This window comes from Rathayibacter sp. AY1H3 (assembly GCF_002932015.1).
The window spans coordinates 62,012-78,195 of record NZ_PSUU01000016.1 but is presented as its reverse complement, the minus strand read 5'-3'; the positions used below and the strand labels follow the sequence as shown (position 1 = coordinate 78,195).

Genomic DNA, 16,184 nt, shown 5'->3' with positions numbered 1-16,184 from the left:
GCTCCCGCGGTGCAGGAACTCGGGGTGCATCAGGCGGCCTTCGCGCCCGTGATCAGCGAGACGAGCTCGTCGCCGCTGGTCTCGGCGGTGCGGCGGCCGGCGACGGCGAGGCCCGCGCGCATCACCCACACCTGGTCGCTCAGGCGCATCACCTGGTCGAAGTTGTGGCTGATCAGCAGCACGGCCACTCCGGCGTCGCGCAGCTTGAGGATGATCTTCTCGACGCGCGCCGTCTCCTGGACGCCGAGCGCCGCGGTCGGCTCGTCCATGATCACGATCTTGCTGCCCCAGCCCGCGGCCCGGGCGATCGCGACCGCCTGGCGCTGGCCGCCCGAGAGGCGGCGGACCTTGCTGGTGACCGGCGGGACGTTCACGGCGAGGTCGCCGAGAAGCTCCTGGGCCGTCTTCTTCATCTGCGTCCGGTCGAGGAACCGCACCCCGGGCACGCCCTTGGTGAGCTCCCGGCCGAGGAAGAAGTTCTGCCACACGGTCAGGTCCTCGACCAGGGCGAGGGTCTGGTGCACCGTCTCGATGCCGCCGTCCCGGGCGCCGAGCGGAGTGGTGAAGTGCACCACGTCGCCGTCGAGGGTGATGGTGCCGGAGTCGGCGGGGTGCACTCCGGAGAGGCAGCGGACGAGGGTGGACTTGCCCGCGCCGTTGTCGCCGATCAGGGCGGTGATCTCGCCGCGGCGCATCGACATCGACGCTCCCTTGAGAGCGTGGACGCCGCCGAAGGACTTCTTGATGTCCCGCGCTTCGAGCAGGATGTCGCTGGTCATGGCTGGGCTCACTTCTTCTGGTAGCGGGTGATGAGGGCGGCGAGCACGACCACCAGGCCGACGGCGAGGGGCTGGTAGAACTGCGAGACGCCGAGCAGGGTCAGGCCGTTGGTCAGCGCGGTCAGGAGGAACGCTCCGATGATCGGGCCGACGATCTTGGCCTTGCCGCCGGTGAGGCTCACTCCGCCGAGCACGACGGCCGCGATGGAGTTGAGCAGGTACTGCGTGTTGATGGCCGGCTCCGCGGCGCCGACGCGGGCGACGAGGAGGAGCGAGCCGACTCCGGCGAGGACGGCGGCGATGATGTACACCGCGATGCGCACGCGTCCGGCCTTGATGCCGTTGGCGACCGCGCTCTCCTCGTTGCCGCCGACCGCCTGCACGTGCAGGCCGAAGCGGGTTCGGAACATGACGACCCAGGCGACGACTCCGATGACCGCGGCCAGGATGATCGGGTAGCCGATGATCCCGATCGAGCCGGTGGTGAGGCGGAGCAGCTCGGGGCTGCCGACCGTGATCGGCTTGCCGTCGGAGACGATCAGCGCGAGGCCGGTCGCCACCGAGAGCGTGCCCAGTGTCGCGATGAAGTCGGTGACCTTGCCCTTCGCGATCAGGAAGCCGTTGATCACTCCGATCAGCCCCGCGAAGAGCAGGGCCGCGAGCGCCGACAGCCAGAAGCCCCAGCCGGCGCTCCAGCCGATGCCGAAGCCGACCGCTCCGACGGTCATCGTCGCCGAGATCGAGAGGTCGATGCCGCCGGTGGTGATGACGAAGGACTGGCCGATCGAGAGGATGACCAGGATCGCGGCGGCGACGAGCATCGCCTTGATGTTGCCGAGGCTGAGGAACGTCGGCGTCGCGATCGAGAACACGATCACCAGGGCGACGAGCCCGATCGGTGCGGCGTTCTCGGCCCAGAAGCTGAGCTGACGGAGGTTCGCCAGCAGCGGGGAGGCGCTGGCCGGGGGTCGGGCGGTGACTGAGGTCATGGTCGCTTCCTGGGTTGCCATGGGCGGGAGGTCCTACTTGCTGGGGACGAGCGCGGCGAGCGGGTTGTCGAACTCCTCGAACGGCTGGGGGAAGGCGCCGAGGGCCTGCTCCGCGGTCTCGGAGGTCACGAGTGCGGTGGGCGACTCGATCTCGGCGGGGATCTCCTCGCCGGCGCCGACGGCCTCGCACGCCTGCACGCCGAGCTGGCCGATCGCGTAGGGGTACTGGGCGACGGTGGCGGTGAGGCCGCCGTCCTTCACGGACTGCAGCGCGTCCTCGTTGCCGTCGACGCTGACCACCTGGACGGAGCCGGTGAGGCCCGCGTTCTCGACGGCCTTGACGATGCCGAGGCCCATGTCGTCGTTCGCGGCGAAGAACGCCTTCACGTCGGGGTTCGCGGCGAGGATGTCGGTCGCCTTGGTCAGCGCGACCTCGCGCTTCCAGTCGGCCGCGGCCTCCTGGACGACGGTGAGGTCGGAGCCGATCGCGGCGGTGAAGCCGTCGACGCGGGCGGCGCTGGTGACGTCTCCCGAGACTCCGCCGATGACGGCGACCTCGGAGCCGGCGGGCAGCTGCTGCAGGAGGAAGTCGCCGGCCTTGCCGCCCGCGGCCTCGTTGTCGGTGCCGATGTAGGTGGTGACGTCGAGGTTCGCGGCCTCGACCGCGTCGGGGTCGAGCGGGCTGTCGATGTTGACGATCGTCTTGCCGGTGGCGGAGGCGAGGGCCTGCACCAGGTTCGTGCCGCTGATCGGGTTGACGATCAGGCAGCCGAAGTCCTGGCCGGCGACCGTGGTGAGCTTGTCGGCCTGGCCGGTGGTGTCGCCGATGTCGGCGGCGGCCTGCACCGAGACGTCCACGGAGTCGTCCTTCGCGGTGTCCTCGATGCCGTTCTCCATCGCCTGGAAGAAGGGGTTGTCGAGGCCCTTGATGACCGCGGCGACCTTGGTCGATCCGGAGCCGCCGGCGGCCGTGTCGCCACCCGAGGCGCAGCCGGTGAGGAGGAGTGCGAGGGCGCCGACCGGCGCGAGAACCGGGAGGAGGCGGCGTGCTGTGCGGTTCATCGTCATCCTTGAGGATCAGTGGCACCACTGCGTGCCGGTGTGTGAAAACTACCCGGGCTTTCGCGTTACTGCAATACGAAAGTCGGGGAACTTCAGGTTTCCCGTCGGCAGGCATGTACGCTGACCGTGACAAGAGGGGGAGCGATGACGGGGTACTCCACCGGCGAGGCCGGTTCGCACGTGGCCGACGTCCTCGCGCTGTTCCGCGAGCAGGGCGAGGTCTCGCGCAACGCGGTGATGGAGCAGACGGGGCTCTCCCGCTCCACCGTCAACCAGCGCCTCGCGACCCTCGTGGAGCTCGGCCTGATCGCCCCCACCACCGGCGGCGAGTCGACCGGCGGGCGCCCCTCGAGCATGTTCGCGATGAACCTGGTCGGCACGGTCTTCCTCACCGCCGACATCGGAGCGAGCGGGTTCGTCGCCGCCGCCTGCGACCTGCGCGGCACCCCCCTCCGGCACGAGAGCGGCGTCGTCGACGTCTGGGAGGGACCGGACGCCGTGCTCTCGCTGGTGATCGCCGCGTTCGAGCGGCTGCAGCAGGGCGACGCGGTCGCCGGCATCGGCGTCGGAGTCCCGGGGCCGGTCGAGTTCGCCGCCGGGCGCGTGCGCAACCCGCCGATCATGACCGGCTGGGACGACTTCGACATCGCCGGCTACTTCGCCGAGCCGTACGAGGGCGTGCAGGTCGTCATCGAGAACGACGCGAACGCCCGCGCCCTCGCCGAGTCGCGCCACCACGGCTCCGACAACCTGATCAGCCTGAAGCTCGGCACCGGCATCGGCTCGGGCCTCGTCTTCAACGGAGCGACGATCCGCGGAGCCGTCGGCGCGGCCGGCGACATCGGCCACACCCGCGCGGTCACGGGCACGGTCGACGCGGATCCGCTGCCCTGCCGCTGCGGCAATGCCGGCTGCGTGGAGGCGTACGCGAGCGGCTGGGCCCTCGTCCGCGACCTCTCGGCCGACGATCCCTCGATCGCGCACGTCGCCGACGTCACGGCCCGCGTGCTCCGCGGCGACATGCGCGCCACCCAGGCGGTGCGCCAGGCCGGCCGCGTCCTCGGCGAGGCGGTCGCCGACCTCGTCAACATCCTCAACCCGCGGACCATCGTGATCTCGGGCCAGCTCGGCGACTGCGGCGAGGTGCTGATGTCGGGCCTGCGCGAGCGCGTCTACCTGCGCACCCACCCGCTCGCCACGCGGCACCTGACCATCCACACGTCGGACCTGGGCGAGCTGGCCGGCGTGATCGGCCTCGCCCTGACGACAGCCGACCAGGTCTTCAGCCGCGAGCGCTTCGACCGCGAGGCGAGCGCCGAGAGCCCCCGCGCGGCGGCCGCCGCGAGCTGAGCGGGAGCGCCCGGCAGCGGCGGGACCGGCATGAGCGACCCCTCCGCCCCGCGCACTGTTACGCCCGGCGACGAAGGGTTACGCCGGGCGACGCGGGCCGGGACGGGCGGGCCCGCGGTGCTCCATCATCGTGTCCGGGACGACGCGGAGAGGCCGCGGCCGCCCGACCCGTCCGAAGGAACGCGATGATCCGGCTCGAGCAGCTCAGCAAGTCGTACGGTCCGGCGACCGTGCTCGACCGCCTCGACTTCTCGGTCGCGACCGGCGAGATCTTCGCCGTCGTCGGCCCGAGCGGTGCGGGCAAGAGCACGCTCGCCGCCTGCGTGAACCTCCTGGAGCGGCCCACCTCGGGCACGGTCGTCGTCAACGGAGAGGCGCTCTCGCAGCTCTCGGAGGAGCGGCTGCGCGTCGCCCGCCGTCGCATCGGCACGGTCTTCCAGTCCGACGGACTCTTCAGCCGCCGCACGGCCGAGCAGAACGTGGCCCTGCCGTTGGAGTACCTCGGCGTCACCGCCGCCGAGACGAAGCGCCGCGTTGCGGAGCTCCTCGAGCGCGTCGGCCTCTCGGACCGCGCGCGCTACTACCCGCACCAGCTCTCCGGTGGTCAGCGCCAGCGCGTCGGCATCGCCCGCGCGCTCGCCCTCCGCCCCTCGGTGCTGCTCTCGGACGAGGCGACCTCGGGCCTCGACCCCGCCTCGACCACCGCGATCACCACGCTCCTGAAGGAGCTGCGCGACGACCTGGGCCTCTCGATCCTCTTCATCACCCACGAGATGGAGACGGTGCGCCAGGTGGCCGACTCCGTCGCCCGCCTCGACCACGGCCGCATCGTGGAGTCAGGCCGTCTCGTCGACCTGCTGCGCGACCCCGCGTCCCCGCTCGGCCTCGCCCTCAACCCGGTGCGCCCCGCCGTCGCGCCCGGCCCGGGCCTCGGCGAATGGGTGGTGGGCTACTCCCGCTCCGGAGTGCCGACCGACTGGGTCACCCGGCTCGCGGAGGCGGTCGGCCCCGTCTCGCTGCTCGGCGCGGCGATCGAGACGGTGGACGGGCAGGCGGTCGGCCACGCGACGATCGGGCTCGGCCCGGTCGACGAGGCGCGGCTCACCCGTGCGGCGGCCGAGCTCGGCCTGTCGGTCCGGCCCGCCGGCGTGCGCGTCCTCGCCGAGGAGGTGGCGGCATGATCCTCCACCTCGACAACAAGGTCCCGCTCGAGCAGATCCCCGCGCTGGTGCTGCCGGCGCTCGGCGAGACGCTGATCATGGTCGGCATCGTCATGGCGATCGTGGTGCTGGTCGGCGTGCCGCTGGGCGCTCTCGTGCACAACCTCGCTCCGGGCGGGCTGGCCGAGAACCGGGCCGCCCACCAGGTGCTCAGCGCCGTCATCAGCGTCGGCCGCTCGCTGCCGTTCCTCATCCTGATGGCGTCGATCATGCCGTTCACGCGCCTGATCACCGGCACCAACATCGGGATCGCGGCCGCCGTCGTGCCGATGTCGATCGCGGGGATCGCCTTCTTCACCCGGATCGTCGAGAACGCGCTGCGCAGCGTGCCGCTCTCGCTCACCCGCGTCGCCCGCGCCTCCGGAGCGTCGCGGCTGCAGGTGGTGCGGACCGCCCAGCTGAGCGAGGCGGTGCCGCAGATCATCGGCGGCCTGACGATCAACACGATCGCGATGATCGAGTACTCGGCGATCGCCGGCACGATCGGCGCCGGCGGCATCGGCTACGTCGCGGTGACCTACGGCTACCAGCGCTTCGACACCACCGTCATGCTCGCCACCATCGTGATCCTGGTCGCCACCGTCGCGACCGTGCAGCTCACCGGCGACGCCCTCGTCCGCGCAACCACGCCCGGCGCCTCCCGCTCGCGGCGAGCGCCGCGGGTCGCGGCCGCCGTCTAGAACCCCACTCCCCCTCCTGCGCCCTCGGGCGCCCCTCCCGCGCGCCCGCGCACCCCCTCTTCGAAAGGCACCGCCATGTCCACTCCCGACGACCTCGGATTCGATCTCAAGAAGAAGCGCCGCTGGCCCTGGATCGCCGGAGCGGCCGTCGTCGTGGTCGGCGTCGCCTCCGCGATCGCCGTCCCGCTCCTCTCCCCCGCCGTCTCGGCCAACGAGCAGGAGGGCGCGACGCTCTACGTCGCGACCGCCGAGGGCAATGCCTCCGAGCAGGCCCTGGTCGACTTCGTCGCGAAGGAGGTGGCGCCGCGCTACGGCATCACCGTCGCCTTCAAGGGGCTCTCGGACAGCAACACCATCAACCGCGCGGTGAGCGAGGGCGAGGTCGCGGCCACGGTCTACCAGCACAAGCTCTGGCTGGGACAGGTGCTCGAGGCCAACCCCGACTTCGAGGAGGAGGCGGCCACCCCCGTCTTCCGCTGGGGCTTCGGGCTCTGGAGCGACAAGTACTCCGACGTCTCCCAGATCCCCGACGGCGGCACGGTCTCGCTCTACTCCGACCCCGCCAACGAGGCGCAGGGCCTCTGGCTGCTGCAGAACGCCGGCCTGATCACGCTGAAGCCGGGCACGGAGCCGGGCACCGCGACCCAGGACGACATCGCCGAGAACCCGAAGAACCTGCAGTTCACCCTGCTCGACTTCGCCGCCCAGTCGCGCGCGCTGCCGGACCTCGACGCGGCCGTCGGCTACACCGAGTACTACCTCGCCGCCGGCATCCCGATCGAGCAGCAGATCTTCGCCCCGCAGGCCCCCGACGACTTCGCCGGGCAGCTCACCATCGGCTCGAAGTACCGCGACACCGAGAACGTGAGGAAGCTCGTCCAGGCCTTCCAGGATCCGGCCGTGCAGGAGTTCCTCGCCACGGACGAGACGGTGAAGGGGATCCTGCTGCCGATCGACGGCTGAGCAGGGCCGGAGCGACGGGGTCGCCTGACGAGTCGCGCGCGGCTTCTCGGGCGACTCGGCGTCTGCGGACGTAGCGTGGGCTCATGAACACGTTCACTCTCCACAACGGTGTCGAGATCCCCGCCCTCGGACTCGGCGTCTTCCAGACTCCGCCCGACGAGACCCGCGCCGCCGTCGCCGCCGCGCTCGACGCGGGGTATCGGCACATCGACACGGCGGCGGCCTACGGCAACGAGCGCGAGGTGGGCGAGGCGATCGCCGGCCGCGACGACGTCTTCCTCGAGACGAAGGTGTGGATCAGCGACTACGGCTACGACGAGACGCTGCACGCCTTCGACAAGAGCGCGGGCAAGCTCGGCGTCGAGCGGATCGACCTGCTGATCCTGCACCAGGCCCTGCCCGAGGCCTTCGACCGCACCCTCGACGCCTATCGGGCGCTCGAGCGGCTGCTCGCCGACGGGAGGGTGCGGGCGATCGGCGTGAGCAACTTCATGGTCGAGCACCTCACCCGCCTGCTCGCCGAGACCGACGTCGTCCCCGCGGTGAACCAGCTCGAGGTGCACCCGTACTTCCAGCAGCGGCGGGTCGAGCGCTTCGGCTGCGAGAACGACATCCTCACCCAGGCCTGGTCGCCGATCGGCGGCATCACCGCCTACCGCGACTCCCCGCGCCGCAGCTTCGACGACCCGGTGCTCCTCGAGCTCGGCGCCAAGTACGGGAAGACGGCCGCGCAGGTGATGCTCCGCTGGCACCTGCAGGAGGGCCGCCAGGTCATCCCGAAGTCGACCCGCCCCGAGCGCATCGCCGAGAACATCGACGTGTTCGACTTCGCGCTCTCCGGCTCGGAGCTCGCCCGGATCGACGCCCTCGAGGCCGGCGTGCGCGGCGGACCGGAGCCCGAGGCCGTGACGCTGGAGGCGTACGGCCGCGACATCCCCGAGGCGTGAGGACGGCGCCCGCGACGGGAACACCGGAGCCGTCGCGGGCGTTGCCCTCACCATGAGCGTTCCCCTCTCCATCCTCGACCTCGCCCCCATCGCCCCCGGTGAGACCGCTCGCGACAGCTTCGCCGCCTCCGTCGCCCTGGCCCAGGAGGCCGAGCGGAACGGCTACCGCCGCGTCTGGTACGCCGAGCACCACAACATGGCGAGCATCGCCTCCAGCGCGACCTCGGTGCTCATCGCGCACGTCGCCTCGCAGACCTCCACGATCCGCCTCGGCTCCGGCGGCGTCATGCTGCCGAACCACTCCCCGCTCACCATCGCCGAGCAGTTCGGCACCCTCGAGACGCTGCACCCGGGCCGGATCGACCTCGGACTCGGCCGCGCCCCCGGCAGCGACCAGGCGACCTTCCGCGCGCTCCGCCGCGACCCCGACTCCTCCGAGCGCTTCCCGCAGGACGTGCTGGAGCTGCAGGCGTTCCTCGCCGGCGAGTCCCGCATCCCCGGAGTGAGCGCGACGCCCGGTGCCGGCACCCGCGTCCCCCTCTACATCCTCGGCTCCTCGCTCTTCGGCGCGCAGCTCGCGGCCGCGCTGGGCCTGCCGTACGCGTTCGCCTCGCACTTCGCTCCGGACGCGCTGCACCAGGCCGTCGCGGAGTACCGCCGCGGCTTCCGCCCCTCCGAGCAGCTCGACGCGCCCTACGTGATCGCCGGGATGAACGCCATCGCCGCCGACACCGAGGAGGACGCACAGGAGCAGTTCGCGCAGATGAAGCGCGCCCGCCTGATGATGCTGCTGCGCCAGAGCGGGCAGATCCCCGTCGGCCAGACCTTCGACGACGAGGAGCTCGACGCCCTGCTCAGCGCCCCGATCGGCGCCCACGTCGCGAGCATGACCACCTACACCGGTGTCGGCACCGGCGACCAGGTGGCCGACTACACCGCCGACTTCGCCCGCTCCGCCGACGCCGACGAGGTCATCGTCGCCCACGCGTCGCTGCAGACGGAGGCGCGCCTGCGCTCGGTCGCGCTCCTCGCGCAGTCGAACGCGCGCGTCGCCGCCTGACGGGCGGGCGGTCGAGTCCGTCGGCGCCGCCGCACGGGCCCCGCGCGCGACCGGGGCCGCGCATCGGCGGGCGTGCGGCGCGCATCGGCGGACTCCTGTGAAAGTGAGCCTCTAACGGGGGCCACCTCTCGGGGCACGACCCCGGGAGGAGCGCGTCCGCGGTGCCAGGCTGAGCCCTGTGTCGACGATGACGGGCAAGCGGCGTGAGCCCGGGGACGGCCCTGCACGGTCGGCTGCCCTGCTGCTGCGGGTCTGCGCGGGCGACCGGACCGCCTTCCGGCAGCTCTACTCGCTCACCGCGGGCCGGGTCGTCTCCGTCGCGGACGCCGTGCTCGACGACCGCGCCGCCGCCGAGGAGGTCGCGCAGGAGGTCTACCTCGAGCTCTGGCGCACCGCGCGCTCGCTCGACCCGGGCCGTCCCGTGCTCGCCTTCCTGGCCCAGGTCGCGCACCGCCGTGCCGTGGACCGCGCCCGGGCGGACCGGTCGGCGCGGCGCCGGGAGCTGCAGTACACGGTCCTCGACCGGCCGCGCGATCACGAGTGGGAGCGCTCGGACGTCCGGCTGGCCCTGGCGCCCGCGGCCGGCGCGATCCGGCAGCTCGCCGCCATCCACCACGACGTCCTCTACCTCGCCTACGTCCGCGGGTACAGCCACTCCGAGATCGCGGAGGAGCTGTCGATCCCGCTCGGCACCGTCAAGACCCGGCTGCGCGACACCCTCATCCGCCTGCACACCCACCTGCAGTCCGCCGGCCCGGCGGACCCGGACGGCGGACCGGGACGGCGCATCCGGCGCTGACCGATGGCGCGGACGCCTCTGCGCCACCGGGGTCGCACGCCTCAGGACCGAGTCCGGCCCGCTCAGCCCGCCTGCGTCGCGCCCGAGACCGCGAGCCCGACGATCACCGTCAGCACCGTCGTCCACAGCGCGATCGCGACGCCCTGCCAGAGCAGGATCCGCCCTCGGCCGACTCCGGCGCCCGCCAGCATCACCGCGGTGAAGTGCGTCGGGAGCAGCAGCGGCCCCAGCAGGCTCACGCCCGGGACGCCGTAGCGGGTGAAGGCCCGCTGGAACTTCTCGCGCCGCGGAGTCGTCCGCTTCGCCTCCGAGCGGCCCGTGATCGCCGAGCGGACGCCGGTGCCCAGCAGCACGAGCAGCGCCACGCAGACGAAGTTGCCGATCGCCCCCGCAAGCCCGGCGACGACCGGGTGGATGCCGCCGATGATCCCGATGCTCGCCGCTCCCTCGCCCTCGATGAAGGGGACGGCCCCGGCCGCGGCGACGACGAGGGGCTGCACGAGCTCGGGAACGCGGCCGATCAGGTCCTGGAATCCGAGGATCGCGTCGCTGATGATCGTCATGGTCGTGCCTTCCGGTTCGTGGCCCCGGCTCTCGGGACTCCTCCATCCGACCGTGTCCGCGCCCGACGCGGCAGTGCCGCCGGGTCACCGCGTCCCGGGAGGATCGACGGCCCGAGGGGTGACAAGTGTCATGGTCGTAGCCTGGGCCGCATGGTGAACTCGACCGAGGCGGATCCGCCCGTGCGCGCGGGCCGCGGCGTCGCCGTGACCTGGTGGTACACCCTCGCGTCGGCCGCCTCCTTCGTGGTGATCGTCCTGGCCGTCTGGTCCGTGGCGGTGCTGAGCGCCGAGGCCGAGGAGTGGCGGAAGGCCGCCTACTTCCTGGGCGCGGCCGCCTGGGTCGCGGTGTTCTCGCCGACCGCGCTCGCGTACCGGCGCGCCGACCGCGAGGGCCCGGTGCGCCTCCGGGCCGCGCCGACCCTGGTCTTCTGCCTCGGAGTGGCGGCCGCCGCGCTCACCGGCACGGCCGCCGGGAGCCTCGCGCTCGGGCTCTCGCTCGCCGCGACCCTGGTCGCCGTGCTGCCCTGGCAGAGCGGCGTGCGGCTCCGGGTGATGGTGCTCTGCACGATCGTCCTCGCGGTCGCGGCGGTGCTCGAGCAGACGCGCGCGGCGCCGGACGCGTCGGCCGCGCTCTCGACCCTCCTGCTGTTCGCGACACTGCTGCCCCTGACGGTCGTCAGCGCGCTGTGGTGGTGGGACATCGTCCGCGAGCTCGACCGGGCGCGCGCCGCCGAGGGCCGGCTCGCCGCCGCGCAGGAGCGCCTGCTGCTCGCCGGCGACGTGCACGACCTCCAGGGGCACCACCTCCAGGTGATCGCGCTGCAGCTCGAGCTCGCCGAGCGCCTTCTCGGCAGCGACCCGGAGGCCGCTCTCGAGCAGCTGCGCGCCGCCCAGCGCTCGGTCGACGGCGCCCGCACCGGCACCCGCGAGCTGGCGACGCGCTTCCGCAGCGTCCCGCTCGTCGACGAGCTGGCCAACGCCGCCGACCTGCTCCGCTCGGCCGGGCTCCGCGTCGAGCTCGAGGTCGACCCGGCGGCGGCTCACGCGCCGGCCGAGACGCTCGGGCCGGTGGTCCGCGAGACGACGACGAACATCCTCAAGCACGGCGGCGGCTCCAGCGCGCGGCTGCGGCTCGCGCGGGAGCGGGACGAGTGGCGGTTCGAGGCGGTGAACGACCTGGCACCGGACGCGGAGGAGGCGGACGGGACCGGCTCGGGCGTCCTCGGCATGGCGGAGCGGGTCGAGCGCGCGGGCGGGACGCTGCGCGCCGGGGCGGTCCGCCGCTCCTTCGAGCTGGACGCGCGCCTGCCGGTGGGGAGCGACTCGTGATCCGGGTGCTGATCGCCGACGACGAGGACATGATCCGCACGGCGCTGGCCGCGCTCCTCCGCCTCGAGGAGGACCTCGAGATCGTGGGCGAGTGCCGCGACGGCGAGCAGGCGGTCGCGGAGGCGCTGCGCCTGCAGCCCGACGTGTGCCTGTTCGACGTCGAGATGCCCGGGCTCGACGGGATCGAGGCGGCGGAGCGGCTGCGCCGGGTCTCGGCGACGCGGGTCGTGGTCGTCACCCGGCACGCGCGGCCGGGGGTCCTGCGGCGAGCGCTCGGAGCGGGCGTCAGCGGCTTCCTGCCGAAGTCGCGCCGGGTCGAGGACGTCGCCGAGGTGATCCGCCAGGTCGCGAGCGGACGCCGCTACGTCGATCCGGAGATCGCCGCCGACGCCCTGGCGAGCACGCGCAGCCCGCTGACCGACCGCGAGCTCGACGTGCTCAGCGCCGGCTCCCGCGGCGAGACGATCGGCGAGATCGGCGCGGCGCTGCACCTCTCCTCCGGCACCGTCCGCAACCACGTCTCGTCGATCCTCCGCAAGCTCGACGTCGACACCCGCCAGCGCGCGGTGATCGAGGCCCGTGAGCGCGGCTGGATCTGAGCGGAGGCGCCGCAACGGCAGCCACTATGCAGAAGTCGTCGCACTCACACACGAGTGCGACGACTTCTGCGTTCTCGCGAGCGCCGCCTGGTCAGGCCGTCGGCGTCCAGATCCGCATCGTCGACGGCCCGCGGTTCGCCCAGCGGTGGTACGGCCGGAACTCCGCCTCGAAGCGGCGCCCCTCCTCCACCGGCACGGAGCCGTAGGGCCAGCCGGGAGCCGCCTCCCGCGCCACGAGGGACACGCGCGCTCCCTCCGCCGTCACGACGGGCGGCACCGAGGCGTCGACCGCGATGTGCTCGGTGTCCAGGCCCTCGGGCAGGTCGAGCGACTCGATCGCGAGCACGAACGGCCCGCGCTCGAGGGCGACCTGGCCGCGCACCGCGTCGATCCGGGGGTGCGGGGCGACGAAGCGGGCCGTCATCGGCAGCGAGAGCCGCACGGTGTCGCCGGCGGAGAACGCCCGGCGGACGGTGATGGTCGGCGTCGAGACCGGCTCGCCGTCGAGCAGCGCCGAGCCCCGCGCGAACGGCGGCACCCGCAGCGTCAACGCGAACTCCGCGTCCTCGAGGATCCGCACGACGATCTCGCCGTCGGCCGGGTACTCCGTCTCGACGCGCAGCGCGACGCCTCCGGTGCGCACCTCGTACGCGCCGTACTGGTGGAGCTGCACCCCGTCGTCGGTGGCGGTCGCGAAGCCGAGTTCGACGCTCGCGAGGGTGCGGGCGGTGTTGGTCGGGCAGCACGAGACCCAGAACCAGGGCGCGCGGAGGCTGGACTGCGCGCGGTCGGTCTCGCGCGACTCGTCCGGCGCCACTCCGTCGACGCGCTGCTGCAGCGTGTTCGTGTAGAAGAAGGCGCGGCCGTCGTCGCGGGTGGCGGGGAGCACCGCGTTCAGCAGCGTCCGCTCCATCAGGTCCGCGTAGCGGTGCTCGTTCGAGCCGAGCAGGAGCCGCCAGCTGAGCATCGTGGAGCCGATCGCCGCGCAGGTCTCGGCGTAGGCGCGGTCCGGCGGCAGCTCGTAGTCGGCGCCGAACGCCTCGTCCTGGTGGTGCGAGCCCATCCCGCCCGTGACGTAGGTGCGCCGCTCGACGGTCGCCTCCCACTGGCGGCGGACCGCCTCCTCCAGCTCGGCGTCGCCGGTCTCGACCGCGACATCGAGAGCCCCGGAGGCGAGGTAGAGGGCCCGCACCGCGTGGCCGCGCAGCACCTCCGCGTCGCGCACGGGCACGTCGTCCTGGAAGTACTCGGCGCCGAACGCGATCGGCTTCAGCGTCCCCGTCCCGCGCCGCTCCACGAAGAGGCGGGCCAGCTCGAGGTAGCGCTCCTCCCCCGTCGCCCGCGCCAGCTCGGCGAGCGCCGGCTCGATCTCGGGGTGGCCGCACACGGCGACCCTCCCCTCGGGCCCGAACTCGCGGTGCACGTGGTCGGCGAGCCGTCGGGCGACCTGCGGCAGGAGGTCGTCGTGCCCGGTGCGGAGCCGCGCCACGGCGGCCTGGATCAGGTGCCCGAAGCTGTACAGCTCGTGGCCCCACTCCAGGTCGGAGTAGCGCGCACGCTGGCCGGGCCGGCCGAAGCTCGTGTGCAGGTAGCCGTCCGGGTCCTGGGCGGAGGCGACCCGCGCGACGAGGTCGTCGTACCGCTCCTGCAGCCCGGTGTCGTCGCTCCGGCCGAGTTCCCAGGCCATGGCCTCGAGGAGCTTGTAGACCTCGGAGTCCACGAACTCGATGCCCGCGTGCGCGTCGCCGCCCTCGGCGGACGAGATCGAGCCGTCGGCCGCGCGGTCGAAGTTGCCGGCCCAGCCGACGCGCTCGATCCACGAGCGGCAGTGCTCGATGACGGCGGAGGAGTTGAGGTCCTGGTAGTGCTTCCAGAAGCCGCCGGTGAGGCTGATCTCGTCCTGGCGGAGCGGCCGGAGCACGCTCCGCGAGGGGGCGACCGGGCCGCCGAGGGCGGTGGCGGTGGGGGCGGTGAGGGTCACGGTGTCTCCTTGGAGGGACGGGTCAGTCCTTGACGGCGCCGGCGGTGACTCCCGCCGAGACGTACCGCTGGGCGACGACGAGGAGGACGGCTGCCGGGAGCGAGGCGACCACGGCGGTCGCCATGATCGAGTTCCACTCCTGGTTGTTGTTGCCGATGTACTTGTAGATGCCGAGGGTGATCGGCTGGAGCTTCCCTCCGCTGTCGAGCGTCGAGGCGAAGATGAAGTCCGACCAGGCCCAGAGGAACGCGAACAGCGAGACGGTGACGACGGAGTTGCGGCTGATCGGCATGATCACCGAGGTGAAGGTGCGCCAGGCGCTCGCTCCGTCCATCCGGGCCGCCTGGGTGAGCTCGTCGGGGATCCCCGACATGAAGGCCGTGAAGATCAGCACGCCGAACGGCACCGCGATGGTGGAGTCGGCCACGATCAGGCCCGGGATCGAGTTGAGCAGCCCCAGGTTGAGGTAGATGGCGTAGAAGCCCATCGCCATGATGATCGCCGGGATCATCTGCGCGATCAGCAGCACGAACGAGAGGGCCTGCCCGCCGCGGGGCCGCAGCTTCGCCAGCGAGTAGGCGGCGGGAGCGGCGATCGCCACGGTCAGCAGCACCGTGCCGAGGCCGACGACGAGGCTGGTGCCCAGGTAGGGCAGCTGCTCGCTCAGCACCGCCTGGTAGCCGGTGAACGTGGGAGAGAACGGGAACCAGTCCGGCGGATCCTTCCGCATCGAGCCGGTCGGAGTGAGGGAGACGTTGATCATCCAGTAGACGGGGAACAGCATGACCGCCGTGAGGGCGATCCCGACCACCGTCAGGTACCAGGGGCGTCGGGCGGTCACCAGTCGGCCTGCTTCCGCTGGACCCGGATGTACACGAGACCGAAGACGAGGGCCAGGATGATCAGCAGGTTGCCGACGGCCGCGGCCGGTCCGAAATCGGGCAGCATCGAGCCGAAGCCGAGCTGGTACGTCCAGGTGGCGAGCGTGGTCGAGGAGTCGGCGGGGCCGCCCTTCGTCATGATCCAGATGATGTCGAACACCTTCAGCGTGTAGACGAGGCCGAGCAGGATCGTGATCGCCGACACCGGCCGCAGCAGCGGCAGCGTGATCCGCCAGAACTGCTGGGCGCCGGTCGCGCCGTCGAGCGAGGCCGCCTCGTAGAGGTCCTGCGAGATGTTCTGCAGGCCGGAGTAGAGGATCACCAGGTTGAACGGGATGCCGATCCAGATGTTCGCGATCAGGACCGCGATCAGCGAGGTGGTCGGCGAGGTGAGCCAGTTGATCTGGCCGATCCCGAACGACTCCAGGAACGCGTTCACGATGCCGGAGTCGCTGTTGAGCATCCACGACCAGGTCGAGGCCGAGACGATCAGCGGCAGGAGCCACGGCACCAGGAACAGCGCCCGGAGCGTGCTCGCGAGCGGGAAGCGGCGGTAGAAGAACACGGCGAGCGCCAGCCCCAGCGTGAACTGGAAGAGGAGCGAGACGCCGGTGAAGACCGCCGTGTGCAGCAGCGCCGGGCCGAAGGTCGCGTCCTGGAACACCTGGACGTAGTTGTCGAACCAGACGAAGGGCGCGTTCCCCTGCACGAACGAGCGGACCGTGTAGTCCTTCAGGCTCAGCTCGAGGTTGCGGTAGAGCGGGAACGCGTAGAAGACGAGCAGGTAGGCGACGAGCGGGGCGAGGAACGCCCACGCGACCAGGCGGCCGCCTTCGGGGCGCCAGCGGCGCCGACGGCTCTCGGCGGCCGGGGCGGGCGGGGCCGGCGGCTCGGTGCCGCGCCGCAGGAGGCGGGCGGTCTCGGTGGCAGTGGTCATGGTCTCTCCCGTCCCTCCGGCCGGTGCGCGGAGCACCGGCCGGAG

16 protein-coding genes are annotated in these 16,184 nt (G+C 72.4%); 9 read left to right on the top strand and 7 right to left on the bottom strand.

Annotation, left to right across the window (positions count from 1 at the left end; all coding sequences use genetic code 11):
* Positions 1–29: 29 nt before the first annotated feature.
* From C5C33_RS08225 to C5C33_RS08215, 3 genes are read right to left on the bottom strand one after another with little or no spacing between them, the layout of a single operon-like run.
* Positions 30–779: an ATP-binding cassette domain-containing protein gene (locus tag C5C33_RS08225; protein ID WP_104222715.1), complete on the bottom strand. Its 750-nt coding sequence runs from the start codon at positions 777–779 to the stop codon at positions 30–32.
* A gap of 8 nt (positions 780–787) precedes the next feature.
* A complete protein-coding gene (locus C5C33_RS08220) occupies positions 788–1,768 on the bottom strand; it encodes an ABC transporter permease (protein ID WP_104222714.1) in 981 nt (326 codons plus the stop codon).
* A gap of 33 nt (positions 1,769–1,801) precedes the next feature.
* Complete coding sequence (locus C5C33_RS08215) at positions 1,802–2,830, bottom strand: substrate-binding domain-containing protein (protein WP_104222713.1); 1,029 nt, start codon at positions 2,828–2,830, stop codon at positions 1,802–1,804.
* 144 nt (positions 2,831–2,974) lie between these two features.
* Between C5C33_RS08215 and C5C33_RS08210 the strand changes: the two genes are divergently transcribed.
* The 7 genes from C5C33_RS08210 to C5C33_RS08180 all read left to right on the top strand — a co-directional run bounded on the left by C5C33_RS08210 (position 2,975) and on the right by C5C33_RS08180 (position 9,849).
* Positions 2,975–4,180, top strand: coding sequence for an ROK family transcriptional regulator (locus C5C33_RS08210; protein WP_104260888.1), 1,206 nt, complete (start codon positions 2,975–2,977; stop codon positions 4,178–4,180).
* 185 nt (positions 4,181–4,365) lie between these two features.
* Positions 4,366–5,361: a methionine ABC transporter ATP-binding protein gene (locus tag C5C33_RS08205; protein ID WP_104257782.1), complete on the top strand. Its 996-nt coding sequence runs from the start codon at positions 4,366–4,368 to the stop codon at positions 5,359–5,361.
* A complete protein-coding gene (locus C5C33_RS08200) occupies positions 5,358–6,080 on the top strand; it encodes a methionine ABC transporter permease (protein ID WP_104222708.1) in 723 nt (240 codons plus the stop codon). Before C5C33_RS08205 ends, C5C33_RS08200 begins: the two co-directional genes overlap by 4 nt.
* Positions 6,081–6,155: 75 nt before the next feature.
* On the top strand, positions 6,156–7,043 hold the full coding sequence (locus C5C33_RS08195) for a MetQ/NlpA family ABC transporter substrate-binding protein (RefSeq protein WP_104232971.1): 888 nt from the start codon (positions 6,156–6,158) through the stop codon (positions 7,041–7,043).
* Between the two features lie 83 nt (positions 7,044–7,126).
* On the top strand, positions 7,127–7,990 hold the full coding sequence (locus C5C33_RS08190) for an aldo/keto reductase (RefSeq protein WP_104222706.1): 864 nt from the start codon (positions 7,127–7,129) through the stop codon (positions 7,988–7,990).
* 52 nt (positions 7,991–8,042) lie between these two features.
* Positions 8,043–9,050: an LLM class flavin-dependent oxidoreductase gene (locus C5C33_RS08185; RefSeq protein WP_104260887.1), complete on the top strand. Its 1,008-nt coding sequence runs from the start codon at positions 8,043–8,045 to the stop codon at positions 9,048–9,050.
* Positions 9,051–9,237: 187 nt separating this feature from the next.
* Positions 9,238–9,849, top strand: a complete 612-nt coding sequence (locus tag C5C33_RS08180; RefSeq protein ID WP_258065638.1) for a sigma-70 family RNA polymerase sigma factor — start codon at positions 9,238–9,240, stop codon at positions 9,847–9,849.
* A gap of 62 nt (positions 9,850–9,911) precedes the next feature.
* Here the strand turns inward: C5C33_RS08180 and C5C33_RS08175 are convergent, their stop codons facing one another.
* Positions 9,912–10,412 (bottom strand): small multidrug efflux protein, encoded by a 501-nt coding sequence (locus C5C33_RS08175; RefSeq protein ID WP_104225805.1) that lies wholly within the window; start codon positions 10,410–10,412, stop codon positions 9,912–9,914.
* A gap of 150 nt (positions 10,413–10,562) precedes the next feature.
* Here C5C33_RS08175 and C5C33_RS08170 point away from each other — a divergent pair, with 150 nt between their 5' ends.
* Both C5C33_RS08170 and C5C33_RS08165 read left to right on the top strand, forming a co-directional pair.
* On the top strand, positions 10,563–11,741 hold the full coding sequence (locus C5C33_RS08170; RefSeq protein ID WP_104260886.1) for a sensor histidine kinase: 1,179 nt from the start codon (positions 10,563–10,565) through the stop codon (positions 11,739–11,741).
* Complete coding sequence (locus tag C5C33_RS08165; protein WP_104222701.1) at positions 11,738–12,340, top strand: response regulator transcription factor; 603 nt, start codon at positions 11,738–11,740, stop codon at positions 12,338–12,340. The genes C5C33_RS08170 and C5C33_RS08165 overlap by 4 nt, the downstream gene beginning before the upstream one ends.
* A 91-nt stretch (positions 12,341–12,431) precedes the next feature.
* Here C5C33_RS08165 and C5C33_RS08160 read toward each other — a convergent pair whose 3' ends face one another.
* Genes C5C33_RS08160 through C5C33_RS08150 form a run of 3 tightly spaced genes read right to left on the bottom strand, consistent with a single transcriptional unit; the run spans position 12,432 to position 16,139 of the window.
* Positions 12,432–14,321 (bottom strand): glycoside hydrolase family 127 protein, encoded by a 1,890-nt coding sequence (locus tag C5C33_RS08160; protein WP_104260885.1) that lies wholly within the window; start codon positions 14,319–14,321, stop codon positions 12,432–12,434.
* A gap of 22 nt (positions 14,322–14,343) precedes the next feature.
* The gene (locus tag C5C33_RS08155; protein ID WP_104222699.1) at positions 14,344–15,162 is read right to left on the bottom strand and encodes a carbohydrate ABC transporter permease; all 819 of its coding nucleotides are present in this window, start codon (positions 15,160–15,162) and stop codon (positions 14,344–14,346) included.
* Positions 15,159–16,139, bottom strand: coding sequence for a carbohydrate ABC transporter permease (locus C5C33_RS08150; protein ID WP_104260893.1), 981 nt, complete (start codon positions 16,137–16,139; stop codon positions 15,159–15,161). Before C5C33_RS08150 ends, C5C33_RS08155 begins: the two co-directional genes overlap by 4 nt.
* Positions 16,140–16,184 lie beyond the last annotated feature (45 nt).